This is a genomic window from Sphingopyxis macrogoltabida, assembly GCF_001314325.1.
GTDB classification, from domain to species: domain Bacteria; phylum Pseudomonadota; class Alphaproteobacteria; order Sphingomonadales; family Sphingomonadaceae; genus Sphingopyxis; species Sphingopyxis macrogoltabida.
The window spans coordinates 1,898,812-1,923,991 of record NZ_CP009429.1; the positions used below are offsets into that span (position 1 = coordinate 1,898,812).

The 25,180-nt window shown below is 64.3% G+C and carries 28 protein-coding genes and 3 tRNA genes; 14 read left to right on the forward strand and 17 right to left on the reverse strand.

Annotated elements, in window-relative coordinates; translation table 11 throughout:
* Positions 1 to 2: 2 nt before the first annotated feature.
* The 3 genes from LH19_RS09445 to thyA all read right to left on the reverse strand — a co-directional run bounded on the left by LH19_RS09445 (position 3) and on the right by thyA (position 3,366).
* Positions 3 to 1,007 (reverse strand): alpha-ketoacid dehydrogenase subunit beta, encoded by a 1,005-nt coding sequence (locus tag LH19_RS09445; protein WP_054733281.1) that lies wholly within the window; start codon positions 1,005 to 1,007, stop codon positions 3 to 5.
* A 32-nt stretch (positions 1,008 to 1,039) separates the two neighbouring features.
* The gene (locus LH19_RS09450; RefSeq protein ID WP_054727347.1) at positions 1,040 to 2,335 is read right to left on the reverse strand and encodes a 3-methyl-2-oxobutanoate dehydrogenase (2-methylpropanoyl-transferring) subunit alpha; all 1,296 of its coding nucleotides are present in this window, start codon (positions 2,333 to 2,335) and stop codon (positions 1,040 to 1,042) included.
* 95 nt (positions 2,336 to 2,430) lie between these two features.
* The gene (gene thyA, locus LH19_RS09455) at positions 2,431 to 3,366 is read right to left on the reverse strand and encodes a thymidylate synthase (protein ID WP_257720448.1); all 936 of its coding nucleotides are present in this window, start codon (positions 3,364 to 3,366) and stop codon (positions 2,431 to 2,433) included.
* 142 nt (positions 3,367 to 3,508) lie between these two features.
* On the opposite strand from thyA, the gene LH19_RS09460 reads away from it, so the two are divergent.
* Positions 3,509 to 3,937, forward strand: coding sequence for a JAB domain-containing protein (locus LH19_RS09460; protein ID WP_054733288.1), 429 nt, complete (start codon positions 3,509 to 3,511; stop codon positions 3,935 to 3,937).
* 107 nt (positions 3,938 to 4,044) lie between these two features.
* Positions 4,045 to 4,121 (forward strand) — tRNA-Pro (locus LH19_RS09465).
* A gap of 182 nt (positions 4,122 to 4,303) precedes the next feature.
* On the opposite strand, the gene LH19_RS09470 is transcribed toward LH19_RS09465, so the two are convergent.
* The gene (locus LH19_RS09470; RefSeq protein ID WP_054733291.1) at positions 4,304 to 5,110 is read right to left on the reverse strand and encodes an N-formylglutamate amidohydrolase; all 807 of its coding nucleotides are present in this window, start codon (positions 5,108 to 5,110) and stop codon (positions 4,304 to 4,306) included.
* A 208-nt stretch (positions 5,111 to 5,318) separates the two neighbouring features.
* Between LH19_RS09470 and cpdR the strand changes: the two genes are divergently transcribed.
* Positions 5,319 to 5,696: a cell cycle two-component system response regulator CpdR gene (cpdR, locus tag LH19_RS09475; RefSeq protein WP_054587920.1), complete on the forward strand. Its 378-nt coding sequence runs from the start codon at positions 5,319 to 5,321 to the stop codon at positions 5,694 to 5,696.
* Between the two features lie 71 nt (positions 5,697 to 5,767).
* Positions 5,768 to 5,842: transfer RNA gene (locus tag LH19_RS09480), tRNA-Val, on the forward strand.
* A 43-nt stretch (positions 5,843 to 5,885) separates the two neighbouring features.
* Here LH19_RS09480 and LH19_RS09485 read toward each other — a convergent pair.
* Positions 5,886 to 6,677: an SDR family oxidoreductase gene (locus tag LH19_RS09485; protein ID WP_082395550.1), complete on the reverse strand. Its 792-nt coding sequence runs from the start codon at positions 6,675 to 6,677 to the stop codon at positions 5,886 to 5,888.
* Between the two features lie 104 nt (positions 6,678 to 6,781).
* Here LH19_RS09485 and LH19_RS09490 point away from each other — a divergent pair, with 104 nt between their 5' ends.
* The 4 genes from LH19_RS09490 to LH19_RS09505 all read left to right on the forward strand — a co-directional run bounded on the left by LH19_RS09490 (position 6,782) and on the right by LH19_RS09505 (position 11,642).
* Entirely contained in the window at positions 6,782 to 7,648 is an 867-nt protein-coding gene (locus LH19_RS09490; protein ID WP_054727349.1) for an alpha/beta fold hydrolase, read from the forward strand.
* Positions 7,649 to 7,694: 46 nt separating this feature from the next.
* Positions 7,695 to 8,426 carry an energy transducer TonB gene (locus tag LH19_RS09495; RefSeq protein WP_054733298.1) on the forward strand — a complete coding sequence of 244 codons (732 nt, stop codon included), beginning with the start codon at positions 7,695 to 7,697 and terminating at the stop codon, positions 8,424 to 8,426.
* 114 nt (positions 8,427 to 8,540) lie between these two features.
* Positions 8,541 to 10,901: a TonB-dependent receptor gene (locus tag LH19_RS09500; RefSeq protein ID WP_054727352.1), complete on the forward strand. Its 2,361-nt coding sequence runs from the start codon at positions 8,541 to 8,543 to the stop codon at positions 10,899 to 10,901.
* 57 nt (positions 10,902 to 10,958) lie between these two features.
* Positions 10,959 to 11,642 carry a Fe2+-dependent dioxygenase gene (locus LH19_RS09505; RefSeq protein ID WP_054727353.1) on the forward strand — a complete coding sequence of 228 codons (684 nt, stop codon included), beginning with the start codon at positions 10,959 to 10,961 and terminating at the stop codon, positions 11,640 to 11,642.
* Here LH19_RS09505 and LH19_RS09510 read toward each other — a convergent pair.
* The 5 genes from LH19_RS09510 to LH19_RS09530 all read right to left on the reverse strand — a co-directional run bounded on the left by LH19_RS09510 (position 11,639) and on the right by LH19_RS09530 (position 15,416).
* The gene (locus LH19_RS09510; RefSeq protein WP_234716124.1) at positions 11,639 to 12,505 is read right to left on the reverse strand and encodes an FAD:protein FMN transferase; all 867 of its coding nucleotides are present in this window, start codon (positions 12,503 to 12,505) and stop codon (positions 11,639 to 11,641) included. The genes LH19_RS09505 and LH19_RS09510 overlap by 4 nt on opposite strands.
* 92 nt (positions 12,506 to 12,597) lie before the next feature.
* Positions 12,598 to 13,428 carry a DUF4198 domain-containing protein gene (locus tag LH19_RS09515; RefSeq protein ID WP_054727357.1) on the reverse strand — a complete coding sequence of 277 codons (831 nt, stop codon included), beginning with the start codon at positions 13,426 to 13,428 and terminating at the stop codon, positions 12,598 to 12,600.
* 18 nt (positions 13,429 to 13,446) lie between these two features.
* A complete protein-coding gene (locus tag LH19_RS09520) occupies positions 13,447 to 13,968 on the reverse strand; it encodes a DUF2271 domain-containing protein (RefSeq protein WP_054727359.1) in 522 nt (173 codons plus the stop codon).
* Positions 13,969 to 13,980: 12 nt separating this feature from the next.
* Positions 13,981 to 14,625, reverse strand: coding sequence for a PepSY-associated TM helix domain-containing protein (locus LH19_RS09525; RefSeq protein ID WP_054727361.1), 645 nt, complete (start codon positions 14,623 to 14,625; stop codon positions 13,981 to 13,983).
* Between the two features lie 86 nt (positions 14,626 to 14,711).
* Positions 14,712 to 15,416: a glutamine amidotransferase gene (locus LH19_RS09530; protein WP_054727363.1), complete on the reverse strand. Its 705-nt coding sequence runs from the start codon at positions 15,414 to 15,416 to the stop codon at positions 14,712 to 14,714.
* A 275-nt stretch (positions 15,417 to 15,691) separates the two neighbouring features.
* Between LH19_RS09530 and LH19_RS09535 the strand changes: the two genes are divergently transcribed.
* A tRNA-Ser gene (locus LH19_RS09535) sits at positions 15,692 to 15,784 on the forward strand.
* A gap of 160 nt (positions 15,785 to 15,944) precedes the next feature.
* On the forward strand, positions 15,945 to 16,724 hold the full coding sequence (locus LH19_RS09540) for a DUF1134 domain-containing protein (RefSeq protein WP_054727365.1): 780 nt from the start codon (positions 15,945 to 15,947) through the stop codon (positions 16,722 to 16,724).
* On the opposite strand, the gene LH19_RS09545 is transcribed toward LH19_RS09540, so the two are convergent.
* The 5 genes from LH19_RS09545 to petA are packed head-to-tail and all read right to left on the reverse strand — an operon-like array spanning position 16,721 to position 20,643.
* Positions 16,721 to 17,344 (reverse strand): nucleotidyltransferase family protein, encoded by a 624-nt coding sequence (locus tag LH19_RS09545; protein ID WP_234716125.1) that lies wholly within the window; start codon positions 17,342 to 17,344, stop codon positions 16,721 to 16,723. The two genes, LH19_RS09540 and LH19_RS09545, sit on opposite strands and share 4 nt — an antisense overlap.
* Before the next feature lie 25 nt (positions 17,345 to 17,369).
* Positions 17,370 to 17,924 (reverse strand): adenine phosphoribosyltransferase, encoded by a 555-nt coding sequence (locus LH19_RS09550; RefSeq protein WP_054727368.1) that lies wholly within the window; start codon positions 17,922 to 17,924, stop codon positions 17,370 to 17,372.
* Between the two features lie 26 nt (positions 17,925 to 17,950).
* Complete coding sequence (locus LH19_RS09555) at positions 17,951 to 18,760, reverse strand: cytochrome c1 (protein ID WP_054727370.1); 810 nt, start codon at positions 18,758 to 18,760, stop codon at positions 17,951 to 17,953.
* A 31-nt stretch (positions 18,761 to 18,791) separates the two neighbouring features.
* Entirely contained in the window at positions 18,792 to 20,072 is a 1,281-nt protein-coding gene (locus LH19_RS09560; protein WP_054727373.1) for a cytochrome b, read from the reverse strand.
* 13 nt (positions 20,073 to 20,085) lie between these two features.
* The gene (petA, locus tag LH19_RS09565) at positions 20,086 to 20,643 is read right to left on the reverse strand and encodes a ubiquinol-cytochrome c reductase iron-sulfur subunit (RefSeq protein ID WP_054587934.1); all 558 of its coding nucleotides are present in this window, start codon (positions 20,641 to 20,643) and stop codon (positions 20,086 to 20,088) included.
* A 222-nt stretch (positions 20,644 to 20,865) separates the two neighbouring features.
* On the opposite strand from petA, the gene LH19_RS09570 reads away from it, so the two are divergent.
* Positions 20,866 to 21,324 (forward strand): tRNA (cytidine(34)-2'-O)-methyltransferase, encoded by a 459-nt coding sequence (locus LH19_RS09570; RefSeq protein WP_054727375.1) that lies wholly within the window; start codon positions 20,866 to 20,868, stop codon positions 21,322 to 21,324.
* Complete coding sequence (gene hemF / locus LH19_RS09575) at positions 21,321 to 22,181, forward strand: oxygen-dependent coproporphyrinogen oxidase (protein ID WP_054727378.1); 861 nt, start codon at positions 21,321 to 21,323, stop codon at positions 22,179 to 22,181. The genes LH19_RS09570 and hemF overlap by 4 nt, the downstream gene beginning before the upstream one ends.
* Positions 22,182 to 22,237: 56 nt before the next feature.
* Here the strand turns inward: hemF and LH19_RS09580 are convergent, their stop codons facing one another.
* Positions 22,238 to 23,104: a hypothetical protein gene (locus tag LH19_RS09580; protein WP_054727380.1), complete on the reverse strand. Its 867-nt coding sequence runs from the start codon at positions 23,102 to 23,104 to the stop codon at positions 22,238 to 22,240.
* A 122-nt stretch (positions 23,105 to 23,226) separates the two neighbouring features.
* Entirely contained in the window at positions 23,227 to 24,042 is an 816-nt protein-coding gene (locus LH19_RS09585) for a glycerophosphoryl diester phosphodiesterase membrane domain-containing protein (RefSeq protein ID WP_054727382.1), read from the reverse strand.
* A gap of 130 nt (positions 24,043 to 24,172) precedes the next feature.
* On the opposite strand from LH19_RS09585, the gene lipB reads away from it, so the two are divergent.
* Together lipB and LH19_RS09595 are read left to right on the forward strand one after the other, a co-directional pair.
* Positions 24,173 to 24,826 (forward strand): lipoyl(octanoyl) transferase LipB, encoded by a 654-nt coding sequence (gene lipB, locus LH19_RS09590; RefSeq protein ID WP_054727384.1) that lies wholly within the window; start codon positions 24,173 to 24,175, stop codon positions 24,824 to 24,826.
* A gap of 9 nt (positions 24,827 to 24,835) precedes the next feature.
* Positions 24,836 to 25,177: a hypothetical protein gene (locus LH19_RS09595; RefSeq protein WP_054727386.1), complete on the forward strand. Its 342-nt coding sequence runs from the start codon at positions 24,836 to 24,838 to the stop codon at positions 25,175 to 25,177.
* The last annotated feature ends 3 nt before the right edge of the window (positions 25,178 to 25,180 follow it).

Here is a 25,180-nt window from a genome sequence, read left to right on the forward strand (position 1 = left end):
CGTCAGTCCTTCAAGATTTTCGTGAGCGCGGTCGCGATGCGCACCGGGCCGGGGAAATAGGCCCATTCGAGGCTATGCGGATAAGGCGTGTCGAAACCGGTGACGCGTTCGACCGGCGCCTCGAGATGATAGAAGCAGCGTTCCTGCACCAGCGCGGCGAGTTCGGCGCCGAAGCCCGAGGTGCGCGTCGCTTCGTGGATGATCAGGCAGCGGCCGGTCTTTTTCACCGAGGTTTCGATCGCGTCGATATCGAGCGGCAGGAGGGTACGCAGATCGATGATTTCGGCATCGACGCCCATTTCCTCGACGATCGTCTTGGTCACATGGACCATCGTGCCATAGGCGAGGATCGTCAGCGCCTCGCCGGCGCGGACCGTTGCCGCCTTGCCGAGTTCGATGCAGTAATAATCCTCGGGAACCGCGCTCGCTTCATGCTTCGACCAAGGCTCGACCGGGCGGTCGTAATAGCCGCTGAACGGGCCGTTGTAGATGCGCTTGGGTTCGAGAAAAACGACCGGGTCGTTATCCTCGATCGCCGCGATCAGCAGGCCCTTGGCATCATAGGGATTCGACGGGATCACCGTCTTGACGCCGCAGATGTGCGTCATGATGCTTTCGGGCGACTGGCTATGCGTCTGGCCGCCGAAAATGCCGCCGCCGAACGGGGTGCGCACGGTCATCGGACAGATGAAGTCGCCCGCCGAGCGATAGCGCAGCCGCGCCGCTTCGCTGACGAGCTGGTCGAGACCGGGGTAGATATAGTCGGCGAACTGGATTTCGGGGACCGGCCGCAGGCCGTAGGCGCCCATGCCGACCGCGACGCCGATGATGCCGCATTCGTTGATCGGCGTGTCGAACACCCGGGTCTTGCCGTGCTTTTTCTGCAGGCCCGCGGTGGCGCGGAAAACGCCGCCGAAAAAGCCGACGTCCTCGCCCATCACGACCATCTTGTCGTCGCGGCCGAGCATGACGTCCATGGCGCTGTTGATCGCCTCGATCATGTTCATCGTCTTGGTCGCGGTTTTGGTGTCGGCGCTCATCATTCGGGCTTCCAGTTGGGGCCGAACTTGGCCTCTTGCTCTGCCAGCATCTGCTTGCTCTGTTCCTTGAGGTGCCAGGGCATCTCCTCGAACACGTCCTGAAACATGGTTTCGAACGGCTGGTGCATGCCGTGACCCAATATTCCGAGCTTTTCCGATTGCTTCTGCGTCGTCTTGACCAGATCGTCGAGTTCCTTGCGCAGCGCTTCCTGACGTTCGCCGTCCCATTCGCCGAGCGTCTCGAGATGCTGGGCGAGGCGCGCGATCGGGTCGCCGAACGGCCAGGCGGTCGCTTCGTCGGCGGCGCGATAGGCGCTCGGGTCGTCCGAGGTGCTATGGCCTTCGGCGCGGTAGGTGAAATGCTCGATCAGCGTCGGGCCGTTGTTCGTCCGTGCCCGGTCGGCCGCCCATTGCGTCGCGGCATAGACCGCAAGCGGATCGTTGCCGTCGACGCGCAGCCCGGCGATGCCGTAACCGACCGCACGCGCCGCGAAGGTCGTGCGTTCGCCGCCGGCAAAACCGGAGAAGCTGGAAATCGCCCACTGGTTGTTGACGACGTTGAAGATGACCGGCGCGTTATAGACGGTCGCGAAAGTCAGCGCCGAGTGGAAGTCGCCCTCGGCCGACGAACCCTCGCCGCACCAGACGGTCGCGATCCGGTTGTCGCCCTTCGACGCCGAAGCCATCGCCCAGCCCACCGCCTGCGGATATTGCGTCGCGAGATTGCCCGAGATGCTGAAGAAGCCATGCTCGGGCGCCGAATACATGATCGGCAACTGGCGGCCGAGCAGATGATCGCCGCGGTTCGAGTAGATCTGGTTCATCATCTGGATCAGCGGATAGTCGCGCACGATCAGGATGCCCTGCTGGCGATAGCTCGGGAAGCACATGTCGGACCGGTCGATCGCCATCGTCGAAGCGACCGAGGTCGCCTCCTCCCCCGTCGATTTCATGTAAAAGCTGGTCTTGCCCTGCCGCTGCGCGCGGAACATCCGGTCGTCGAACGCACGCACCAGCATCATATAGCGCAGCATCGCGCGCAGGCGGTCGGGTGTCAGCTTCGGATCCCACGGGCCCTTCGCCTGTCCGTCGAAATCGAGCACCCGGACGAGGCCGTAGCAAAGGTCGCGCATCGCGTCGGGCTTGGTCGCTTCGCCGGGACGCGGCGTCGCGTCGACCGCAGGGATTGCGATATCGCCGAAATCGGGCGTGTCGCCGGGACGATAGCGCGGTTCCGGAATATGGAGCGACAGCGGCGGCAGGTTGCTCGCCGGGCGCCCGGGCGTCTCGGTCATCTCTTCTTCCCTTCACGGAACGAATCCATTCCGCTTATTAATATTTCAACAAAACGACATATTATTACAAACATTAATGCATTGCAATGCCCGCCTCAAACCGCGACCGGCGCCGGAATATGCGCTTGCGGTGCATAGGATTCGACGGTGAAATCCTCGAATTTATAGTCGAAAATACTGTCCGGCCGGCGCAGGATGCGCAGCTTAGGCGCCCCTTCGGGGACGCGCGACAGCTGTTGCTCGACCAGCTCCTGATGGTTGAGGTACAGATGGACGTCGCCGCCGGTCCAGACGAGCTCGTGCGCGGTCAGGTCGCATTGCTGCGCGATCATCCGCGTCAGCAGCGCCGCCTCGAAAACGTTGAAGGCGAAGCCGAGGCCGAGGTCGCACGAGCGCTGGAAGAGCAGGCACGACAGCCCGCCATCGCTGCGGACATGGAATTGATAGGTCATATGGCACGGCGGCAGCGCCATCCGGTCCAGATCGGCGACATTCCAGCCCGTGAAGATATGGCGCCGCGACCCGGGATTGTTCCGCAACCCCTCGACCAGTGCCGCAATCTGGTTGTGACCTTGCGCAGCGCGGCGGAACAGCCCCTCACCCGCCGGCTCGTAGCGCGGCCAGTTGACCCACTGGTGACCATAGACCGGGCCCAGGTCGCCCCATTGCGCCGCAAAGGCTTCGTCGGCGATCACCCGCGCCTCGAAATCCTCGGCGCTGATCGCTTCGCCCGTTTCGCGGCGATATTTTTCGAGCGGCCAGTCGGTCCAGATCCGCACCCCCTGCGCGACCAGCGGCCGGATATTGGTGTCGCCGGTCAGGAACCACAGCAGTTCGCGGAGCGCGGTCTTCCAATAGACGCGCTTGGTCGTCAGCAGCGGGATCGCGTCATCGCGCAGCGAGAATCGCATCGTCTCGCCGAACAGCGATCGCGTACCGACGCCGGTCCGATCGACGCGTTCGTCGCCCTCCACCCAGATGCGGCGCATCAGGTCGAGATATTGCAGCTCATAATGGATGGAATCAGGCAAGAGTCGCTCCCGGGTCTGGAAGCTCTTTGCTAGGCTTCGCGCGGGTGAGCGACAAGGGCGCGGCGAACGCCATCGCTTCCATATATCCGATATGGCGCGACCCGCGGTTGGACTTTGCCGCACGGCGTGCATGGTCACGGAAATGACCCTTCATGAGCCCGTCGGCCAACGGCTCGATCCGCTGGCGCCGCCCGGATTTGTCGCGCGCCAATCCGAGGACGGTATCGCCTGCGACCTGCTTCGCCCCCACTTCCCGCCCGACCGCGAAACGCTCCTGCTGGCCGGATTCGACGGTTACGAACGGCTGGTGCGGCTGGAACAGGCAGAAGGCGACCGCAACGGCCGCTGCATCATCTATCCGCAGAGCTGGCGCAGCTTGCTGTGCAGCGGCGTCGTCCGCGTCCTGATGGCGCACAACCACCCCTCGGGCATCGCCCGGCCGAGCGATGCCGACCGCCGCTGCACGCAGGAAGCGGCGCTTTTCCTGCGCACGCTGGACGTCGAGCTGGTCGATCATCTGATTTTCGTCGAGAGCGGTCATTTCAGCTTCCGCCGTGCAGAATTACTGTAGAAACAGCAATCGCGCCGAATGTGCCGATTGACGCTTGAAGTTCGCAGATTGCGCGTCTAGAGGACCGCCCTGCCTTCGCGGCGACCCCGGTCGGCGCGCAGATCGGTCGGGGAGTAGCTCAGCCTGGTAGAGCACTGTCTTCGGGAGGCAGGGGCCGGAGGTTCGAATCCTCTCTCCCCGACCAATTTCTTCTCTTATTGAAGATTTTACGCTGCTTCTTCTTGTAACGCGGCGCATTACATCCTAAATAAGTTGCACGCCGCTATGGTTTTCCCCCTTTCCATCGCGGTGAGTGCCCCGTCTCTGTGACGCGGGTGCGTCCTCCCTGGACCCTGGCCACCCCGTACTTCGGTATGGGGTGGTTTTTTATTCGGCAGCGAGCGGGGGCACTTCGGCTGCCGGCGACACCAGTGCTGCGCGCTTCACAAGTTCCGCAAACCATTCCGAAATCGGCGCCAGCCGCGCCGGATCGGGCGACCGGTCCGGCGTCAGATAGAGGCTGCGGTCGATTTCGATCTGCACGGCGTGGACTCCCCGTTCGGGCCGCCCGTGGGTCCGGACGATATGCCCACCCGCATAGGGCTGGTTGCGCGTCACCGGAACCTCTAGCCGCGTCGCCGCCTCGACGATCAGGTCGACGAGCGAGGCTCCAGCGGTAGCGCCGAAGCGGTCGCCGATCACGATACCTGCGCCATGCCCCGGCTGTCCGGCCGGAATTGGCGGCATGCTGTGAAGATCGATCAAGATCGCATAGCCGAAACGATCGTACGCCGCCGCCAGCTCTTCGGCGAGCGCCGCCTGATAGGGGCGATGGAAGGACTCGAGACGCCAGTGGAGCCCGGCGCGGTCGATCGGCCGTTTCCACAAGGGACCACAGTCGGCGAGCCGCGTCGGCACGACCCCCAGCCCGGCCCGCTCCTTGCGACCCGGTGCGGAAAACTGCGCGCGAAGCGGAATCGCAACCTCGCCCGGCGCCATCTGGTTTTCACCGCGGTTGCAATCGGCGACCGCGCGCGCCCACAATGCCTGCACGACGGTCGCGCCGGCGGCGCAGGCCCCCGAAGCGATCACGTCGCACCAGCCATCCTCGAGCCGCTCGAGCTCGGGGCGCCCGACTCGTGCTGCAGCCAGAATTTCGGGTGGATAGATTCGTCCGGCGTGGGGAATGGACACGATAACCGGTCCGTTTACCGCGGGTCGATTGACAGCGATGGCGGCAGGCGGGATGGTGCGGTGCGGCATTTGGCGAAGGTGGCAAAAAAGGTTCGCGAAATCCAGCACGCACCGGAATTTGTTAAATCTCTCGCGCTATGACACGACTTCAGATTGGAGCGGCAGGCAATAGCCGGCGCCGCCGAGGGACCGGGGACAGACGTTCGACATGATTCGCATTTTGCTGGCCGAAGACGACGATGTGATGCGCGAGTATCTGGCGCGGGCGCTGACCAGCGCCGGTTACCATGTCACCGCGGTCGACCGCGGCACCGAAGCCGTCCCCTATATCGATTCGGGTACCTTCGACCTGCTGCTGTCCGATATCGTCATGCCCGAAATGGACGGGATCGAACTCGCCCAGCATACGGCCAAGGTCGCGCCGCAGACACAGGTCATGTTCATCACGGGCTTCGCCGCGGTATCGCTGCGCGCCGAAGAAAATGTGCCGCAGGCGAAATTGCTGTCGAAGCCTTTCCACCTCAAGGATCTGGTGCGCGAGGTCGACAATCTGTTCGGCCGGGCCGACCGGTCGAGCCAACAATAATAAGGTCGCGGCAAGCGAAGGGCTTGCCAAGCGATGCAGGGGATATTAGGGGGCGCGTCACCCCAAGGGATGGGCGTGTAGCTCAGTGGTAGAGCACTGTGTTGACATCGCAGGGGTCGCAAGTTCAATCCTTGCCACGCCCACCATTAAAAACGCCGCCACCCGTCAGGGCTGGCGGCGTTTTTGCGTTCAGGCCATTCCCTTTGCCAGATCGCCGCGCGAGGCGTCGCCGATCTGGCTGCCGCCGTCGCAATCGAGGATCGTGCCGGTGATATAGCCGGCGGCCGGCGAGCAGAGAAACACCGCCGATTCGGCGACCTCGCCGATTTCGCCCCAGCGCTTCATCGCGATCCGGTCGTAATGCGCCTGCCGCGAGGCGGCATCGGGTGCGAGCCGTGCCATGCCCTCGGTTCCCTCGATCGGCCCCGGCGAGATGCCGTTCACGCGGACGTCGGGGCCCCATTCGAGGGCGAGGACGCGGATGAGCTGGTTGATCCCGGCCTTCGCGGCGCAGGCATGCGCCTGCAGCGCCGAGGCGTTGACCGCTTGCCCCGCCGTGATCGCGATCAGCGACGCGCCCGGCCGATTGAGCAGATCGTGACAGCCGCGGAAGACATTGAAGGTGCCGTTGAGATCGATGTCGACCACGGTGCGAAAGGCGTTCGACGACATGCCGAGCACCGGCGCGAGGAAATTTCCCGCCGCCCCCGATATGACGATATCCATCGGCCCGAGCTTGTCGGCGACGGTTTCCATCACGCCGCGAATCGCCCCATAATCGCGCACGTCGCCCGACAGGCCGATCGCGTCGTGCCCGATCTCCGCCGCTGCGCGCTGCGCCTTTTCCGGATCGCGGCCCGCTACGGCGACTTTCGCGCCCAGTTCGGCGAAACGCTTCGCGATGCCGAGGTTGATACCGCTGGTCCCGCCGGCCACGAAGGCCGTCTTGCCCGCCAGCAAGTCGTCGCGAAACGTACTCATAATCCTTCTCCCCGATGTGGTGATCCGTCGGCGCCGCGCATGCGGGGTTGACGGAAATGAATCAGTCGCCTTTTGAAACCCGACAAGACAGCAAGGATGAAACGATGGCAAGCGGCCCCACTTCGAACAGCTTCATTTCGCAGCGGCTGAAGCTCCACTATGCCGATTGGGGCAATCAGGACGCGCCGCCGCTCTTGCTCGTCCACGGCGGGCGCGACCATTGCAGGAGCTGGGACTGGGTCGCCGAGCGATTGACCGACCGCTATCACATCATCGCGCCCGACCTTCGCGGCCATGGCGACAGCGCCTGGTCGCCCGACGGCAATTACGAGATGGGCGCGTTCGTCTATGACCTCGCCCAATTGATCCACCAGCTCGACCTTGCGCCGGTGACGATCGTCGCGCATTCGATGGGCGGCAATATCGCGACGCGCTATACCGGCCTCTATCCCGGCAATGTGAAGAAGCTGGTGTCGATCGAAGGCCTCGGTCCCTCACCCGCGGTGCAGGAAGAGCGGGCAAAGACGTCGTTCGACGAACGCATGCGGCAATGGATCGGCGACAAAAGGCAGGCGGCGGGGCGCTCACCGAAGCGTTATGCGACGCTCGACGACGCGCTCGCCCGGATGGCGGCGGAGAATAGCTATCTGACGCCCGAACAGGCGCGCCACCTGACCATCCACGGCATCAACCGCAACGAGGACGGAAGCTGGAGCTGGAAGTTCGACAATTATCTGAACATCTGGACGATCTTCGACATGCCGCAGGACGATCTGCACCGGCTGTGGGCGAACATCACCTGCCCGACATTGCTGCTGTACGGCGCCGATAGCTGGGCATCGAACCCCGAGAAGGACGGGCGGATCGAACATTTCAGCACCGCGAAAGTGATCGAGTTCGAAAATGCCGGACACTGGCTCCACCACGACCAGTTCGACCGGTTCATGTCCACGCTAGACGAATTCCTCTAAACTCCGCCCGTTGCGCGTGACGGGCACGCGCGTCGAGGCGGCGTCGATGGCCTATACGGGGCAGATTTCAGCACGGCAGCGGATCGCGGCAGGAAGCGGCGCCTTGCTGGCGGTCGCCGCAGTCGGCTTCGGGCTGGTGACCGGGCTGGACCTCCATGTCGTTCGCAAGCTGAGCGAAACGATTACGGCGATCGCGATCCCGGCACCGAAACCGCCTCCTGAAACGGTCGTGCCGCCGGAAAAGCCCAGCAAAGCGGCGAGCGGCAAGGCTGCGCCGGCCAACCGCCACGCGAAGGCTGCGGCGGTCGTCGCGCCGAAACCCAAGATCCCGCCCCCGGTGCCGCCGCCCGTGGCGGCCGCCTCGCATGCCGGCACCGGCAACGACGCGTCGGCGGGAGCGGCGCCGATCGCAGGCCCCGGTTCCGGCGCCGGCGGGACCGGCGACGGGACGGGGGCCGGCGGCACGGGCAATGGCACCGGCTCGGGTGGCACGCGCCCGGTCTGGCGCAGCGGCCGGATCGACGACGACGATTATCCGGCCACGGCGAGCCGGGCGAAGATCGGCGGCGAAGTCGAGACTCTCTTCACCATCCTGCCGACCGGGCGCGTGACCGGGTGCCGGGTGACGCGGTCGAGCGGCGATGCCTCGCTCGACGCCACGACCTGCCGCCTGATCGAAAAGCGCTTTCGTTTCAGGCCAGCGACAAATGCGAACGGCGAACCCATCGCCAGCCAATATGGCTGGCGGCAAAGCTGGTGGCTCGAACGACGACGCTGACGCAAACCATCGATTTGCGACAAGTTGCGACTTTATCGAGAACGATTCTCAATTTCATTGACTTTGCAACAGACTCGCAATAGCGGGCACCCGTCCATAACAAGGGGGTTCACCGTGAAGCAGTCCACATCCGCCACTTTCCTCGCACTGTCGTGCGTCGGCAGCCTCGTCAGCGCCCCGGCCATGGCCGCCAATGTCGACGAAGCTCAGGATGCACCGGGTACTCGCAGCGACATCGTCGTGAGCGGCACGCTGGCGACCGAAGTCGAATCGCCCAAGGCGACCGCGCCGATCGTCGACACGCCACAGACGGTCACGGTGGTTTCGCAGGAACAGCTCCGCCAGCAGAATTTGCTGACGCTGCGCGACGCGCTGTCGACGATCCCCGGTATCACCTTCGGCGCCGGCGAAGGCGGCGGCGGTTATGGCGACTCGATCAACCTGCGCGGCTATTCGGCGAACAACGACCTCACGATCGACGGCGTCCGCGACAGCGCTCAGTATAGCCGCACCGATCCCTTCAACCTCCAGCAGATCGAAGTCTACAACGGCGCCAATTCGGTGTTCAACGGATCGGGCAGCGTCGGCGGCACGATCAACCTCGTCAGCAAGATCCCCTTCGCCCGCAACGCCACGACGGTGCAGGGCGCGGTCGGCACCGACAATTATTACCGCGGCGCGATCGACAGCAACTGGCGCCTCAACGATCTGATCGCGGTCCGCATCAACGCGATGTATCATGAGAACGACGTGCCCGGCCGCGACGTCGAAAGCTTCAAGCGCTGGGGCGTCGCGCCGTCGATCACGATCGGCGTCGACAGCGACACCAGCCTGACGCTCGCCTATATCCATCAGGACGATAACAACACGCCGGTCTTTGGCGTCCCCTTCTACCTCAGCGGCGTCAACGACGGCCCGCTGCCGGGCGTCGACGACAGCGACTATTTCGGCATCGCCAACCTCGACAAGCAGAAGACCAAGGTCGACCGCCTGACCGCGACCTTCCGCCATGCGTTCAGCGACAACGTGTCGATCCGCAACCTGACGCGCTGGCAGCGCGTCCACCAGCTGAGCCAGACGAGCGCACCGCAGGGCGTCTTCTGCCTCGCGAATGGCCTTCAGCCGATCGGCACCGGCCCGGACTCGACCGTCGGCGCGCCCTGCCCCGCCGGTCAGGATGCCCCCGGCTTCTATTACCCGGCGGGCCCGCGCGGCCTCGTCCGCGACCAGGTCAACGACCTGCTCCACAACCAGACCGACCTGACGATCCTCAGTGGCGCCAAGGGCGGTTTCTTCAACACCCTCGTCATCGGCGCTTCCTACAGTCAGGAAGATTATTCGATCGAGACCGCGCAGCTTCTCCGCAATCCGGGCGGCGCGCTGCCGAACCCGGCGCAGCCGCCGATCAACCTGTCGAACCCGAACACGGTGTGGACCGGCCCGGTCAATTATGTCCGCACCGGCAACAGCTATGGCGACACGCGCAACTGGGCGATCTATGCCTTCGACACGCTCGAAATCTCGCCGATGTTCGAAATCAACGCGGGCGTGCGGTATGAAAATGCCCGCAACATCTTCCGCGCCGATACGGTGACCACGCCGGTAACTGGCGCGGTCTATACCCGCGGTGCCGACCAGGTCAGCGACGAGAATCTCTTCTCCTATCGCATCGGCGCGGTGTTCCACCCGATCGAGAACGTCAGCCTCTATGCCGCCTATGGCAACGCCAAGACGCCGACCTCGGCAACGGTCCGCGCGGGCTGCGGCCTGCCCGCCGCGCCCGGAGCCGCCGATCCTTGCGCCGTTGCCCCAGAAAAGGCGCGCAACATCGAGTTCGGCGCGAAGGCCGAACTGGCCGACAAGAAGTTGCTTCTCACGGCTGCGCTGTTCCGCAACGAACGCACCAATTTCCGCGTTCCGTCGAACGATCCGGCCCAGCCCGCCTCGCTGCAGGTGCTCGACGGCCGCTCGCGCGTCGACGGCGTGGCACTCGGCTTGACCGGCAACATCACGCCCAAATGGGCGGTGTTCGCCAATTACACTTACCTCGACAGCAAGGTGAAGCAGAGCGTGTCGGACTTCTGCCTCGAAAGTGGATGCGTCGATCCGCAGGCGGGCGACCGCCTGATCCAGACGCCGAAGCATTCGGGCAGCCTGTTCACCACCTATGCCTTCCCCTTCGGGCTGCAGGTCGGCTACGGCCTCAGCTATCAGGGCAAGTTCGCGACCAACCAGCGCAACGCGCTGCAGCGGACGCAGTTCATGGTCGACGATTATCTGATCCACCGGCTCTTTGCGTCGTACGATTTCAAGAACGGTCTCGTGGCGCAGGTGAACGTCAGCAACGTGACGAACGAGGATTATTACACCGGCGTTCGCAACAATGCGAATGCGACGACGGGGATCATCACCGGCGGCTGGGCCACCCCCGGCGACTCGCGTTCGGCGGTGTTCAGCCTCTTCTATAACTTCTGATCGAAAGGGCGGGCGCGGCGCATTGCCGTTCCCGCCCTTTTTCGCCTAAAAGCCCGCATGATCCGGATCATCCCCGATGTGCTCGACGCCGATGGCGTCGCAAAACTCCGCGCCATCCTCGACGCCGCGCAGTGGATCGACGGCAACGAAACCTCGGGCCCGCAGGCCGCGCTTGCCAAGCGCAACGAACAGCTCCCCGAATTCGGCGAGGCGGCGGCAGAGGCCGGACGGCTGGTGCTCGATGCGCTGGGCCGCAGCCCGCTGTTCATCGCCACCGCGCTGCCGCTCAAAATCTATCCGCCCTATTTCAATCGCTACGCCGGCGGCGAAAGCTTCGGCGACCATATCGACAACGCGATCCGCATGCGCCGCGGCAGCGATTTCCGGCTGCGCAGCGACCTGTCGGCGACACTCTTCCTCGCCGACCCCGACAGTTACGAGGGCGGCGGGCTGATCGTCGAAGGCATGGCGGAGGCGCCGGGCATCAAGCTGCCGGCGGGCCATCTTGTGCTTTACCCCGCGACCACCGTGCACCGGGTCGAGCCAGTAACGTCCGGCGCGCGCGTCGCGAGCTTCTTCTGGATCCAGTCGATGGTGCGCGACCAGGGACAGCGCAACCTGCTGTTCGACCTCGACATGGGGGTGCAGGGCGCAGCGGCAGCGATGGGTCAAGGCGATGCGACGGTCGTGCGCCTGACCGGCGTCTATCACAACCTTTTGCGCCGCTGGGCCGACAGCTAGTCCAGCATCTCGCGCCACGCGCGCGACAGATACTCATTTTTCCCGGCAAGGATGAAGGCGGCAAGCTGCTGGTCGTCGGCCAGCGCGATCGCCGCCGCCGGCCCCAGCACAGTCAGCGCGGTCGCCCAGCCATCGGCCATCATGCAGCTACGGTGCAATACGGTGACCGAGGTCACCTCGCTGACGATCGGGCGGCCGGTCCGCGGATCGAAGCTGTGCGAATAATATCGCCCGCCGGCCGCGAAGCCGCGCCGATAATTGCCCGAGGTCGCGACCGACAGATCGTGCAGTGCGATACGATAGGGCGCGACCGGCGTCGCGGGGGGCACTTCGGTATCGACCCACCACGGCTGACCGTCGGGACGAATCCCCTCCCCGCGCAACTCTCCGCCGACCTCAAGCAGGAAATGCCGGACCCCCATATCAAGGAGCCATTCGGCGGCAAGGTCGACGCCATAGCCCTTGGCGATTCCCGACAGGTCGAGGGCCGCCCCCGCTTCGCGCCGGATGCGCGGGCCGTCGGGATCGAACTCGATCCCCCGCCCCGCCGATGCTTCCGGAAAATCGGGCACATTGCCGACGGGGCCGCGGCTGCCAAAGCCCCAAGCTTCGGTCAGTTGGCCAAGGCCCGGATCGAACGCGCCGCCGCTGGCGCGACCGATCTCCAACGCCGCCTCTATCACTCTCGCCAATTCGGCCGGGATCACATGCCAGCTACCAGGCGCAACGCGGTTGAAGCGCGACAGGTTGGAATCGCGCTCCCACTGGCTCATCTGGGCGACAACGAGGTCGAGCGCGGCTTGCACGCCATGCCGTGTCGCTGCCGGCGGCGACACCGCCTGCAGCGACCAGCTCGTGCCCATCGCTTCGCCCGCAAAGCTTCCGATCGCCGCCGCGGCATCGCGCGTGGCGAACGCCGCCGGCGTCAGCGCGCGCGGGATCAGGATGCGATCGGTCAGGGCGCCATCACCTCGAGCGTCGTGACATAGCTCGCGCGGCGGGTGATCGGCGGCGGCGCGCCCTCGACGGCGCCCTCGGCCTGCGGGGTGGTCACGTTGAGCCAGTACATGCCCGGTTCGGGCCAGGTGACTTCGACCTTGCCTTCGGCGTCGGTCTTGAGATCGACCTGCCCCAGTTGGTCGCGGTAGCGGATACCGCCGGGGATCAGTGTCACCGGCAGCCCGGCCGCAGGCTTACCGTCGAGCAGGAACTGGAAGGTCGCCGCCTCGCCCGCGAACAAGTCGTTGGGATGCGTCACCGGCACCAGTTCGATACCCTTGCCCGTGGGCTTGAACAGCGTCGTCGTCGGCTCGCCGACGGTCACGAAAATCTCGTTGCGATTGTTCGATTCGGCGGTCTTCACATTGGTCGCACCCGCCGGGATCTTTTCGGCAAGGTTCGCGGTGGTCGTCCCGCGCGGCAGGCGCTCGGTCTTGCCGTTCAGATCATAGCTGCCGATCAGGCCATCGGACACCGATGCGATACGCCAGGTCCCCTTCTGCGTCAGGTGAACGTCGAAGGTGCTGCGATAGCGGCCAGTCGCCTTGTTCTCGATCACTGCCTCGCTGCCATCGGGCGCCCACGCCTTCAGCGCATCGAGACGCATCGGCTGATGCTCGAAATAGAAGAGATCGTTCGACACCGCAGCGTCGACCGTCACCCACACATCGTCGCCCGACAGCACCGTCGACGACGGCATCATCCACTGGCGATGCGCACTCGCCGGAACCGCCGCCAGCGCGACCAGTGCGACGGTCGCCGCGAAACCCCAAATTTGCTTTTTCATATTCCTGCCCCTTCGAATTCAGCGGAAAGCGACCGACACGGCGCCCAATTCTGTCGTTCCTGCCGCGCGTCCGCCTGCGCCGGCCTTCGCCGGCCAGGTAAAGGGAACGCGGAGCAATTCGCGGCCGCCCACTTCGCGCGCCGCTTCGATGACCAGCGTGTACTGGCCTGCCGCCTGCGCGCCGAGTTGCGCCCGCGTGAAAGAGATTTTGTGCGTTCCAGGCGCCCGCGTCGCGCCGGTGATGCCGTTGGCGGGAAAGCTCATCGACCGTCCCGATGCGCGCCACCACTGGCGAACGTCGCGCAGCCATTTGGTGCCCTCGTTCGCCTTCATGTCATGGTCGTACCAGACCGCGACCGTCTTCGCCTTTGCGCCCGCCTTTTCGACCCAGATCGCGACATAGGGTTTGTGATATTCGGCGACCTTCAGCCGCGGGATAGCGATGGTGACGTCCATCGTGCCCGGGTCGGCAGCGAGCGCGGGCACGGCGAGCGTCGCGCCGGCGCCGACGGACAGGACGATACGATAAGGCAGCTGCACGGCGACAATCTCCTAGTGGATGAAAATGATGGCAATCGCGGCGGGGATCGCAATCCCGGCGCCGACGAGCGGCCATGTGCTCTTTCGCTTGGCCGAATGCAGCCAGAGCAGGAAAAGCCCGGTAATCGCGAAGATCAGGCAGGCGCCGGCAAAGATATCGATGAACAGGCCCCATGCGCCGCCCGAATTGCGTCCCTTGTGCAGGTCGTTGAGATAGGAAATCCAGCCGCGGCTGGTGATTTCGCTGGTCACCGCCCCGCTCGCGCGGTCGATTGCCACCCACGCGTCGCCACCGGGACGGGGCGCAGGCAGATAGACTTCGTCGGCCGACCATTCGGCCTCCGCCGACGCACGTACAGGAAAATTATCCTCGACCCACGTCGCAACGGGTTTCGGGAGTGGCGCCTTGCCGTCGGCGCGGTCGGCCGACGCGAGCTGGCGCAGCAGCGGCGGCGGCAATTGCCCCGCCTTTTCGGTGACCACCGGCGATGCTTCGATGTCGGCGGCATGATTGAGCGTGAAGCCGGTAATCGCGAACAGCAGCAGACCGATGAGGCTGATGGCCGAGCTCATCCAGTGCCACATGTGGAGCTGTTTCAGCCAAAAGGCCTTCCGGCTTTTTTTTGTCGCCGGTCGCGGAGTTGTGGGTGCGTGCATCGATGATTTCTGGGCGGAGAGACTATCCGGCCATTATCGAGAACGATTCTCAATTACAATATCTATTGCAGCTTTTTCGCGGCCTTTCAGTGGCGAAGGCCGGAAAGCCACTGCGCGATCATCCGCCTGCCCGCAGCGACAGCGGCGGGGCCATGCAGCCGGTGATCGCGGTCGAGCGCTTCCGCGGTACTCCCGGCCTCGACGGCGGCTTCGGGCCATTGCCGCATCCATTCGTCAAACCGCGGGTCGAGGCCCATTTCGGCATGGAATTGCAGCGCCAATATATTGGGCCCACGGCGAAAGGCCTGATGGCGATAGGCCTTTGACGAAGCCAATAGCTCGACATCGGGAGGCAAGTCGAACGTGTCGCCATGCCAGTGAAGGACGGGAACATCCGCGAGTTCGCCGAGCGGAGATCCGGGATCGACGAAGCTCAGCGCATGAAAGCCGACCTCCTTGACTGGCCCCGCATAGACCCGCGCGCCCATTGCCGCGGCGATCATCTGCGCGCCGAAACAGACGCCGAGCGTCGGCAAACCCGCCTCGATGCGGCGGGCGAGCAAGCGGAGCTGGCACGCGATCCGCGGATAACGGTCCTGCTCATATACGCCCATCGGGCCGCCCATCATGATCAGCAGTTCGGGCTCGCACAGGTCGATCCCGTCGAAACCGGCGTCGCCGACGTCGATCCGGTCGAGCGCATAGCCCGCCGCCTCGACCGGATCGCGATACCCCGCGATCCCCTCGTGCGGCACGTGGCGGATGATGAGGCCTTGCTTGGTCTGGGTCATGGCGGGGTCAATGCAGGAGGTTCGATGAACGATGCTTGGCCGGGCTTCTCCGGGCGGCACCAATCTAGCCAGAACGCCCTGCCCTTGTCACTCTACTCTTTAGTAGAGATAATGTTGCCGGGCATAGCTCAGCTTGATCGCGCGCCGAGCTTCCCTGCCTCCACCAAAGGATTCCATTTCGCGCCGCAAGGGCAATGTTTGGCGTTGCGGGGCGCGAGAGGCATGGCTATAGCGACCCGCCTAGGCCAGACTGCCGTTAGCGCGGCAGACCATGCGGAGACGTGGGTGAGTGGCTGAAACCAACGGTTTGCTAAACCGTCGTACTGGTAAATCCGGTACCGAGGGTTCGAATCCCTCCGTCTCCGCCACCTCTGCCTTTTCGTCGCGCCCTGCGCGGCTGGCGGGCAAAATGATTCGGCCTGACGCAAAATCGACTCAAGTCATCGCCCATTCATTGCCCGCGATTCAAAGAGCGAGTCATGGTTAACCCGCGTGGCGCCACGGCGCGCCGACCGATTGGGGGATAATATGCGTAACAAGTTCGCCGCCTTTGCCGTCACGGCCCTCGCCGCGATCGGGCTGGCCGCCACGCCGATTCCGGCAGCGGCGCAAATGACTCAGGTCGATCCGAACACCGCGATCGATTCGGATCTCGACAATCCCAATCCAGCTCCGCAGGCAGATACGCCCACCTACGACAATTCGTCGGACAGCGACATCAACAGCGACCTCGCGACTGGCGACCAGCAGGCCGCCACGGCGCCGGACACCGTGCCCACCGTCGCGACCAATCCCGAAACGGCGGCGACCAACGCCGACCCGTCGACCACCTACAAGGAGGACGACCTGATCGGCGCCGCCGAGGGTGTGTTCGGCAAGGGCGCGCAGGGTCTCGCGAGCATGATCGAAGATATCCTGAAAAAGCAGGGCGAGCCGAACGCCTATATCGTCGGCCGCGAGGCCAGCGGCGCGCTGGTGCTCGGCGTCCGCTATGGTTCGGGCACGCTCTATCACAAGGTGGAAGGCGAACGTCCGGCCTATTGGACCGGCCCGTCGATCGGCTTCGATGCGGGCGCCAACGCCGGCAACACCTTCGTCCTCGTCTACAACCTCTTCGACAGCGAAGATCTCTACAAGCGCTTCCCGGCCGGCGAAGGCGCCGCTTACCTGATCGGCGGCTTCAATGCTTCCTATCTGCGCAGCGGCGACATCGTGCTGATCCCGATCCGCGTCGGTGTCGGCGCGCGCCTCGGCGCCAACGTCGGCTATATGAAATTCCGCAAGAAGCAGAGCTGGGTACCGTTCTAAACCCGACGCATTTGCCAAGGGGGCGAAGCCCGCGCTTCGGCGCGGGCTTTTTCTTTGCCCGCATGATGGACGTTTATTCCTCCACCATGCTCACCAACGGATAGCGCTGCAACCATCGCTTCGACGAAACCCGCCGGTCGAAAACATCTCGCTTCGCGTCCCGAAAACCATCCGTGCAGGCGCAATTCGAACAGATCGTCGAGCCCCAAAGGCGCATTGATCTCCACCCCGCGCCCCTCATATCGTGCGGCCACGGCGGTCGCCGTCTCGGGCCAGTGCATCATCGCGTCGGCGACCGACCGATATGGCGCGTCGCCATTATGGCGGTGCATCCGCGCCTGATTCTTGACTGACCATCGCAAGCCGGGAAGCAGAGCCCGGAGTTTCTCCTCGCTGTCGCGATCGACACCCTTGCCCGCTGTTCGGCAGAACCAGACCACATCGACATCGCCGACCGGGGCCGCCGGTTCGCGTCCATGTAGATGGTCCCATAAAGCATCGCGGACGAACCCTGCCCCGATCCAGCAGTCGGGCAATCCCAGTGATGCGACGGCGGCCAGCGCTGCCGATCGCAGCGGATCGGCGGACAGCAATGCCGCGAGGGCAGCGACCCGGTCCACGCGGGGGCCGCTTTCCGTCAAAATCCTAATCGCCGTCGAAGGCGATCAATGTCTCGCAAGCGAGCCCCGCATCGGCGAGCCGCCGCGAACCGCCGAGATCGGGAAGGTCGATGACGAACAGCGCCGCCGCAACCTCCGCCCCGGCATTGCGCATCAGTGCCGCGGTCGCGAGGATCGTGCCGCCGGTCGCGAGCAGGTCGTCGACGAGGACGACACGATGCCCCGGCATGACCGCACCTTCGTGCAGTTCGAGCCGGTCGACGCCATATTCGAGTTCGTAATCGACGCCGATCGTCACGCCCGGCAACTTGCCCGCCTTGCGCACCGGCACGACGCCCAGCCCCATCGCCGTTGCCATCGCAGCGCCGAACAGGAAGCCGCGTGCCTCGACAGCAACGATGAAGTCGGGGCGATGGACGGCGGCAAGCGTACACAGGCGCCGCACCGTTTCGCTGAAACCGGCGGCATCGCCGATCAGCGTGGTAATATCGCGAAACTGGATGCCCGGCTTGGGAAAGTCGGGAATGGTGCGGACGAGCGATGCGAGGTCGAGGTCCGGTCGAGGCGGGAGGGCGATCATCGAACGGGCCGCCCTCCCTTCTGTCCTCAATGCTTCTTGTCGGCCCAGATGTTCCGGTACGACAGATAGGTCAGCCCGCTGAAGATGAGCAGGAAGATGAAGACGGCCCAGCCCACCTGTACGCGCTTCACCAGCTTCGGTTCGGCGGTCCAGACGAGGAACGCGGTGACGTCCTTCGCCATCTGGTCGACCGACGCCTTCGTGCCGTCGGCATAGGTTACCTGACCATCAGCCAGCGGCGGCGCCATCGCGAGGTTGAGGTTCGCGAAATAGGGGTTGTAGTGCAGCCCCGTGCCCGGCTTCAGCTCGGCCGGCAGGTTCGCCGGCGGGTTCTGGAACCCGGTCAGCAGCGAATAGACATAGTCCTTGCCGCCTTCGCGCGCCTTGGTGATCAGCGACAGGTCGGGCGGCAGCGCATTGTTGTTCGCCGCGCGTGCAGCCGTCTCGTTCGCATAGGGCGACGGGAAATAATCCGACGGCAGGCCGTCACGCGTCGCCGGCTCGCCCGTGTCGGGGTTGATCGACGGAACCTGGAAGCCCTTGGCGAAGGTCTTCACCTGGCCTTCGGTATAGCCAAGATCACCGATATCGCGGAACGCGACGAGGTGCAGGCTGTGGCAGGCCGAGCAGACTTCCTTGTACACCTGCATCCCGCGCTGAAGCTGCTGCTTGTCCCAGTGCGGCTTCAAACCGTCGCTGGCAAGCTTCAGATGCTTGGGCTCCTTATGAAAGTCGTGCGCGGCGTTGTGCTCATTGGACAGCGGCGTCGTGAAGATCGCGAGCACCAGCGCCGTGATGAAACCAAGACCGACGAGAAAACCGAGCGGGCGAACCATGGCTTTATCAGCTCCTATTAAAGTCCGGCGCTCAGGCCGTGGCCGCCGACGATTTGTCGGCATGCTTGGCGAGAACCGCCTCGGTGATCGAATTCGGCATCGGCAACGGACGTTCGATCCGCGACACGATCGGCAGAATGATCAGGAAGTGGGCGAAGTAATAGATCGCGCCGATCTGGCTGAGGATGACCCACGGCTGCTCCGCCGGCTGCATGCCGCACCAGCCGAGCAGCAGGACATCGACGACGAGGACCCAGAAGAACCAGCGATACAGCGGGCGATAGGTCGACGACTTCACCGGCGAGCTGTCGAGCCAGGGCAGGAAGAACAGCAGCGCGATCGATGCAAACATCGCGATGACGCCCCACAGCTTCGCGTCGATCCACAGGAAGTTGAAGGTGAATGCCTTCAGGATCGCGTAGAAGGGCAGGAAGTACCATTCGGGCACGATGTGCGCCGGGGTCGAAAGCGAGTTGGCCGGGATATAGTTGTCGGCGTGACCCAGCGTGTTCGGGCTGAAGAAGGTCAGCGCGACGAATAGCAGGAGGAAGATGCCGAGCCCGAAGCCGTCCTTCGCGGTGTAGTAAGGATGGAAGGGAACCGTGTCCTGTTCGTCCTTCACCTCGATGCCGGTCGGGTTGTTCGAACCCGGGATGTGCAGCGCCCAGATGTGCAGGATGACGACACCCAGGATCACGAACGGCAGCAGATAGTGCAGCGAGAAGAAGCGGTTCAGCGTCGCATTGTCGGGGACGAAGCCGCCGAGCAGCCATTCGCGCACCGGCTCGCCGACGAGCGGAATCGCCGAGAAGAAGCCGGTAATCACCTGCGCGCCCCAGAAGCTCATCTGGCCCCACGGCAACACATAACCCATGAAGGCGGTCGCCATCATGAGGAGGAAGATCACGACGCCGAGCAGCCACACCATTTCGCGCGGCGCCTTGTACGAACCGTAATAAAGGCCGCGGAAGATGTGCAGATAGACGACGATGAAGAACATGCTCGCGCCGTTCATATGCGCGTAGCGGATGAACCAGCCGGCGTTCACGTCGCGCATGATATGCTCGACCGAATTGAAGGCGACCGCCGCATTGGCGGCGTAATGCATCGCCAGCACGATGCCGGTGATGATCTGGATCGCCAGCGCGGCACCGGCGAGAACGCCGAAGTTCCAGAAATAGTTGAGGTTGCGCGGCACGGGATAGCCGGCACCGATCGCATTGTAGACGAGGCGCGGCAGCGGCAGCTTCTCGTCCAGCCACTTCATCAGCGGCTGCTGCGGTTCATAATTCTTGGCCCAGGGAAAGCTCATCTTATCTCGCTCCTCAGCCGATCGTCACGACGGTGTCGCTGGTGAATTCATAGGGCGGCACAACCAGATTCTTGGGTGCCGGGCCCTTCCGGATGCGTGCCGCGGTGTCGTAGTGCGAACCGTGGCACGGGCAGAAATAGCCGCCGAAATCACCCTTGTTCTCGCCCTCGGCAGCACCGAGCGGCACGCAACCCAGGTGGGTGCAGACGCCCAGCGTGATCAGCCAGTTTTCCTTGCCGGGCTTGGTGCGTTCGTCGATCGTCTGCGGGTCGCGCAGGTCGCCGAGCGGCACGGCCTTGGCCTCGGCGATTTCCTTGGCAACGAGGTTGCGGACGAACACGGGCTGCTTGCGCCAGCTCGTCTTGATCGCCTGTCCGGGCTGGATCGCCGAAATATCGATCTCGGTGGTCGACAGCGCGAGCACGTCGGCCGAGGGGTTCATCTGGTTGACGAGCGGCAGAACAACTGCCGCCGCACCGACGCCCGCGAAACTCACTGCCGCGATATTGATAAAGTCCCGGCGCCGCACGCCATCTTCGATGCCGGCGTTGAGTTCGGATTCACTGGCCATTCGACTGCCCTTGCATGGGTGAAACGACAATATTTCCCGGAAGGTGAGCCGCCCTGCCACGCACGCACGAAATGGCGCGCCCCGGCGGCCCCTCCGGGAATTGCGGGCCTGATAGCCGCACATCCGGGGCTTGCCAACAGGCAATTTCCGCTTCCGTCACTGTGCAGCGATGCGGCGGCGAAGCCACTCGATTCCGCGAACGGCCGCGGTTATGGCGTGACCATGGAAATCGCCCTGTTTCAGCCGGATATTGCGGGTAATGTCGGCACGACGCTGCGCACCGCCGCCTGCTTCGATGTGCCGGCGCATATCATAGAGCCATGCGGCTTTCCCTTTTCCGACGCCGCATTGAAGCGCGCCGGGATGGACTATGCGACGCGGGCCAATGTCCGGCGTCACGCCGATTGGGCCGCATTTCAGGCGTGGGGCGCAGCAACGGATCGCCGCCTTGTCCTGCTGACGACGGCTGGCGCGACGCCCCTGCCCGGCTTTTCCTTCAAGGCCGGCGATATCCTGCTGCTCGGCGCGGAATCGTCGGGCGTACCGCCGCATGTCCACGATGCGGCGGACGCGCGGGTCGCGATTCCGATGCGGGCGGGCTTTCGCTCCTTGAATGTCGCGGTGGCGGCTGGCATCGCGCTCGCCGAAGCTCTCAGACAGACGAAAGGCTTTCCGTCATGATTTCGCTCGATACCCAGCAGCAGGCGGCGCGTAGCTGGTTCGAATCGCTTCGCGACCGGATTTGCGCCGAATTCGAGACGATCGAACGCGAGGCCGGCAGCGACGCGCGCTTCGACTACACGCCGTGGGATCGCGAAGCCGAAGGAATCGCCCCCGGCGAGGGCGGCGGCGGCGTACGCGGCGTGATGACCGGCAAGGTATTCGAGAAAGTCGGGGTCAATGTTTCGACCGTCGGCGGCCAGTTCGCGCCCGACTTTGCCGCGTCGATTCATGGCGCGGGCGAGGACCCGAGCTTTTTTGCGACCGGAATCAGCCTGGTCGCGCATATGGCGAACCCGCATGTTCCCGCGGTGCATATGAACACGCGCTTCCTCGTGACGACCAAACGCTGGTTCGGCGGCGGTGCGGATCTCAATCCGCCGATTCCTTATGCCGAGGACACCGACGCCTTTCACGCGCGGCTGCGCGCGGCGTGCACGCCCTTCGGCCCCGAGGTCTATGAGCGCTATGCCAAATGGGCCGAGGATTATTTCTATATCCCGCACCGCGGTGTGCATCGCGGGGTCGGCGGCATCTTCTACGACCATCTCGAATGCGGCGACGATGCCGAGTTCGACCGCAACTTCCAGCTCACGCAGGCGGTCGGCGAGGCGTTCCTCGACATATTTCCCCAGATCGTCCGCCGCCGCATGGGGCAGGGCTTTACCGAGGCCGAGCGCGACGAACAGCTCGTCTGGCGCGGCCGTTATGCCGAATTCAACCTCGTCTACGACCGGGGGACGCTGTTCGGGCTCAAGACCGGCGGCAATATCGACGCCATCCTGATGAGCCTGCCTCCGCTCGCAAAATGGAGCTGAGATAGCGAAAGGGCGCCCCGTTGCCGGAGCGCCCCGTGCCGATCATGCACAAATGATCAGGCGAAAACGTCGCCCGATGCCCGCGGTGCGATGGCGCGATAAATACCTATCGGCATCGCGAACGACAGCAACAGTTGCGGCACATAGACGACAAGCGCCATGACGATCATCGAGATGACCGCGCCTGCCCCCGAGCCACCGCTCGCCGCAGCGCCCATGATTCCCCCGAAGATCAATCCGACGACGAAGCCGTAGACCAGCGAGAGAATGCCGACGAGAACGTAGAAGCCGACGATCGTCCACTGCGACGCCCCGGTCATCCGCCACGATTCGGCGATGCCGGTGACCGGATTGCGCGTCAGCCGGTCGGCCATCACCGGGCCAGCGACCGAGAGGCGGCCGACGATCCAGAGGAAAAAGACGATCACGGCGATATAGAAGAGAATCATCACTGCGATCGCACCGCCACCGATCGTCCCCGCCTGGAAAGCGCTCGGCGAAAAACCCCCGGCGCCGGCAAAGGCCGCGCCGAAAATGAGCGCGAGTATGAACATGACGATCATCATGACGATATAGGCCGCGATGAAAACGACGAACATGCCGAAGGCAAAGGCCGGCCCGGCCTGTAACGCCCAGCCGAAATTCGGCGCCTCACCGGGATGAAGCCCGCTGCGCCAGATCAGCATCGACGCGGCGTAGAGGATGACCGCGGCAACGATGGCGAAGAGGAATATCCGTCCCAATGCCCCCATCATCGCCGATGGATCGCCAGCGGACATGGCCATCATCTGGAAGGTGGAGCCGAGCATCAAATAGCCCAGCAAAGCGAGCAAAACGACCGCGCCGCCGACCCACAGCAGCATTTGCGTCCAATTGGCCTTCAGGAAATCGAATGTTTCCTGAAAAGCTGCCCCGATACTCATCCTGACCATGTTCTTTCCCCTGCTATTGAACCTGCTCTCCTGTATCCTTCACTGTCGGACGTGGTTCTGTCTCTTCTCCGTCCGCGTTGCGACCCAATTCTCTCATTCGCCTATGACGGCGATCACTGGAAGATGTCGGACGATCCCCCGACGGTGAGCTGGCGATATGTGGCGGCCGTGATCGCCAGGGTGACGATGCCGCTGATCGCAGCGAAGCCCGCTTCGGCGAAACCCGTCAGTATCCGGCCGACGCCCTCGCCCGTTCCCGCCACGACCCCGACGACAATGCCGACGATCATCGCCGCAATGAACAGGACCAGCGTGACGAGAAACAGGAACAGGAAGATGCGCCAGCCATTGTCCCGCGTCAGCGCCCAGCTTTCCTGAAGCGCGGCGGCCGGATTATATTGAACCCGGTCGGCGATCAGCGGCGACACGACCGCCACCCGCCCCCACAGATAGGCGCAAAGCGCGATGAACGCGATCAGGCCGACGAACAGGAGCAGCATGCCCGGCGCGCCGCCGATTGCGGCGCCGGGAACGATGAGCACCACCGCGATCAGGGCGATCGCAAGCCCCATCAGGAATTGCACGGCTACCATCGTCGGGATCATCTTGAACGCAAAGGCAAGCGCATCGCCGACGCTGACGCTCGACCGCGACAGCCAGAGGCGCAGGATACCGACACCGCCGATGGCCGCGATCACCGCGACGAGCAACTGGAACGGGACCGCCTGCCGCGCACTTTCGCGAAAGCTCGTCATCATCTGCTCGAAGGTCGCGCCGGCGGCGGGCTCGATCGGCGTGGGGCCGAACCAGCTAACCGCCAGCGTCGGCAGGAACAAAAACACCGCGGCGATCGTGCCGGTCAGCGCACTGTGCGATTTGAGCAGCGTCATGCTGTCTTCCCACGCCGCGCCCATGTCGAATTTTGCCATTGATACCCCGTTGTTTTTTATGATCCTGAATGCGGCGAGACTGACAATCTTCCTTCCCTCTGTCCAGCCTTGTCGCCGATCGCGCTTCTGCCCCTTGCACCGCGCGCCGCATCGGGGCAGGAAGCGCGCAATGACGCCGCCCCCTCCCCCCGAATGGACCGTCTCGTCGGGCCATACCGATTATGAAACGGCGCTCTTGGACATGGAGAGCCGGGCCGCGGCGATCCATGCCGGGGAAGCGGGCGAGCGCATCTGGCTGCTCGAGCATCCGCCGCTTTATACCGCAGGGACCAGCGCCGATCCCGCCGAGCTGCTCGACCCGCGCTTTCCGGTCTATGACGCCGGGCGCGGCGGGCGTTACACCTATCACGGGCCGGGCCAGCGCGTCGGCTATGTCCAGCTCGACCTCAGCCGGCGCGGGCGCGACGTGCGCGCTTATGTATCGGCGCTCGAAGGCTGGGTGATCGACACGCTCGCCTTGCTGGGGGTCGAATCCCGCCGCGCCGAGGGCCGGATCGGCATCTGGACCGACGACCCGCACGGCCGCGAGGCGAAGATCGGCGCGATCGGCGTGCGCGTGAAACGCTGGGTGACGATGCACGGCTTCTCGCTCAACGTCGCGCCCGACCTGTCGCATTTCGGCGGCATCGTGCCGTGCGGGATCGCCGAATTTCCGGTCACCAGCCTCGCCGCGCTCGACAAGCAGGCCTCGTTCGCCGACGTCGATGCGGCGCTGGCGGCAAGCCTGCCCGCCTTTCTCGACAAGCTTCGGGCAAAAGATTAGGAACGGCGCATGACCCGCATCTTTCTTCCCTCGCTCCTGCTTCTCTCGCTTGCCGCCTGCGGCGGCGGCGACAATGGCGGCAAATCGACCGCCAAGCTCGACGCGGTCGAGGTTCAGCCCGGAACGATCAGCGATTCGATGATCATCCTCGACGATGCGACGACCGACGGAACCGCGGTCGACAACAGTGTCCCCGACGACGGCACAGCAAAGCCCGCGGCAAAAACCGAAGCGGACAAGGACGAGACCGACGACGAGGCGAGCAGCGATAGCGAAAATCCTGACGCCGTCGCCGTACCCGCGGTCAAGAAGGCGGTTACCGTGGAACCCGCCGCCAAAAAGAGCGAATAGCGC

Coding starts and splice junctions, on each gene's coding strand:
- LH19_RS09510 (WP_234716124.1), bottom strand. CDS start 12,505: ATGGGCACGAGCTGGTCGCTGCAGGCGGTGTCGCCGCCGGCAGCGACA.
- LH19_RS09525 (WP_054727361.1), bottom strand. CDS start 14,625: ATGCACGCACCCACAACTCCGCGACCGGCGACAAAAAAAAGCCGGAAG.
- LH19_RS09495 (WP_054733298.1), top strand. CDS start 7,695: ATGGCCTATACGGGGCAGATTTCAGCACGGCAGCGGATCGCGGCAGGA.
- LH19_RS09540 (WP_054727365.1), top strand. CDS start 15,945: ATGCGTAACAAGTTCGCCGCCTTTGCCGTCACGGCCCTCGCCGCGATC.
- LH19_RS09490 (WP_054727349.1), top strand. CDS start 6,782: ATGGCAAGCGGCCCCACTTCGAACAGCTTCATTTCGCAGCGGCTGAAG.
- LH19_RS09450 (WP_054727347.1), bottom strand. CDS start 2,335: ATGACCGAGACGCCCGGGCGCCCGGCGAGCAACCTGCCGCCGCTGTCG.
- LH19_RS09555 (WP_054727370.1), bottom strand. CDS start 18,760: ATGGTTCGCCCGCTCGGTTTTCTCGTCGGTCTTGGTTTCATCACGGCG.
- LH19_RS09485 (WP_082395550.1), bottom strand. CDS start 6,677: ATGAGTACGTTTCGCGACGACTTGCTGGCGGGCAAGACGGCCTTCGTG.
- LH19_RS09445 (WP_054733281.1), bottom strand. CDS start 1,007: ATGAACATGATCGAGGCGATCAACAGCGCCATGGACGTCATGCTCGGC.
- lipB (WP_054727384.1), top strand. CDS start 24,173: ATGACGCCGCCCCCTCCCCCCGAATGGACCGTCTCGTCGGGCCATACC.
- LH19_RS09580 (WP_054727380.1), bottom strand. CDS start 23,104: ATGAGTATCGGGGCAGCTTTTCAGGAAACATTCGATTTCCTGAAGGCC.
- LH19_RS09585 (WP_054727382.1), bottom strand. CDS start 24,042: ATGGCAAAATTCGACATGGGCGCGGCGTGGGAAGACAGCATGACGCTG.
- LH19_RS09550 (WP_054727368.1), bottom strand. CDS start 17,924: ATGATCGCCCTCCCGCCTCGACCGGACCTCGACCTCGCATCGCTCGTC.
- LH19_RS09560 (WP_054727373.1), bottom strand. CDS start 20,072: ATGAGCTTTCCCTGGGCCAAGAATTATGAACCGCAGCAGCCGCTGATG.
- LH19_RS09515 (WP_054727357.1), bottom strand. CDS start 13,428: ATGAAAAAGCAAATTTGGGGTTTCGCGGCGACCGTCGCACTGGTCGCG.
- LH19_RS09530 (WP_054727363.1), bottom strand. CDS start 15,416: ATGACCCAGACCAAGCAAGGCCTCATCATCCGCCACGTGCCGCACGAG.
- petA (WP_054587934.1), bottom strand. CDS start 20,643: ATGGCCAGTGAATCCGAACTCAACGCCGGCATCGAAGATGGCGTGCGG.
- LH19_RS09505 (WP_054727353.1), top strand. CDS start 10,959: ATGATCCGGATCATCCCCGATGTGCTCGACGCCGATGGCGTCGCAAAA.
- cpdR (WP_054587920.1), top strand. CDS start 5,319: ATGATTCGCATTTTGCTGGCCGAAGACGACGATGTGATGCGCGAGTAT.
- LH19_RS09460 (WP_054733288.1), top strand. CDS start 3,509: ATGACCCTTCATGAGCCCGTCGGCCAACGGCTCGATCCGCTGGCGCCG.
- LH19_RS09595 (WP_054727386.1), top strand. CDS start 24,836: ATGACCCGCATCTTTCTTCCCTCGCTCCTGCTTCTCTCGCTTGCCGCC.
- LH19_RS09570 (WP_054727375.1), top strand. CDS start 20,866: ATGGAAATCGCCCTGTTTCAGCCGGATATTGCGGGTAATGTCGGCACG.
- hemF (WP_054727378.1), top strand. CDS start 21,321: ATGATTTCGCTCGATACCCAGCAGCAGGCGGCGCGTAGCTGGTTCGAA.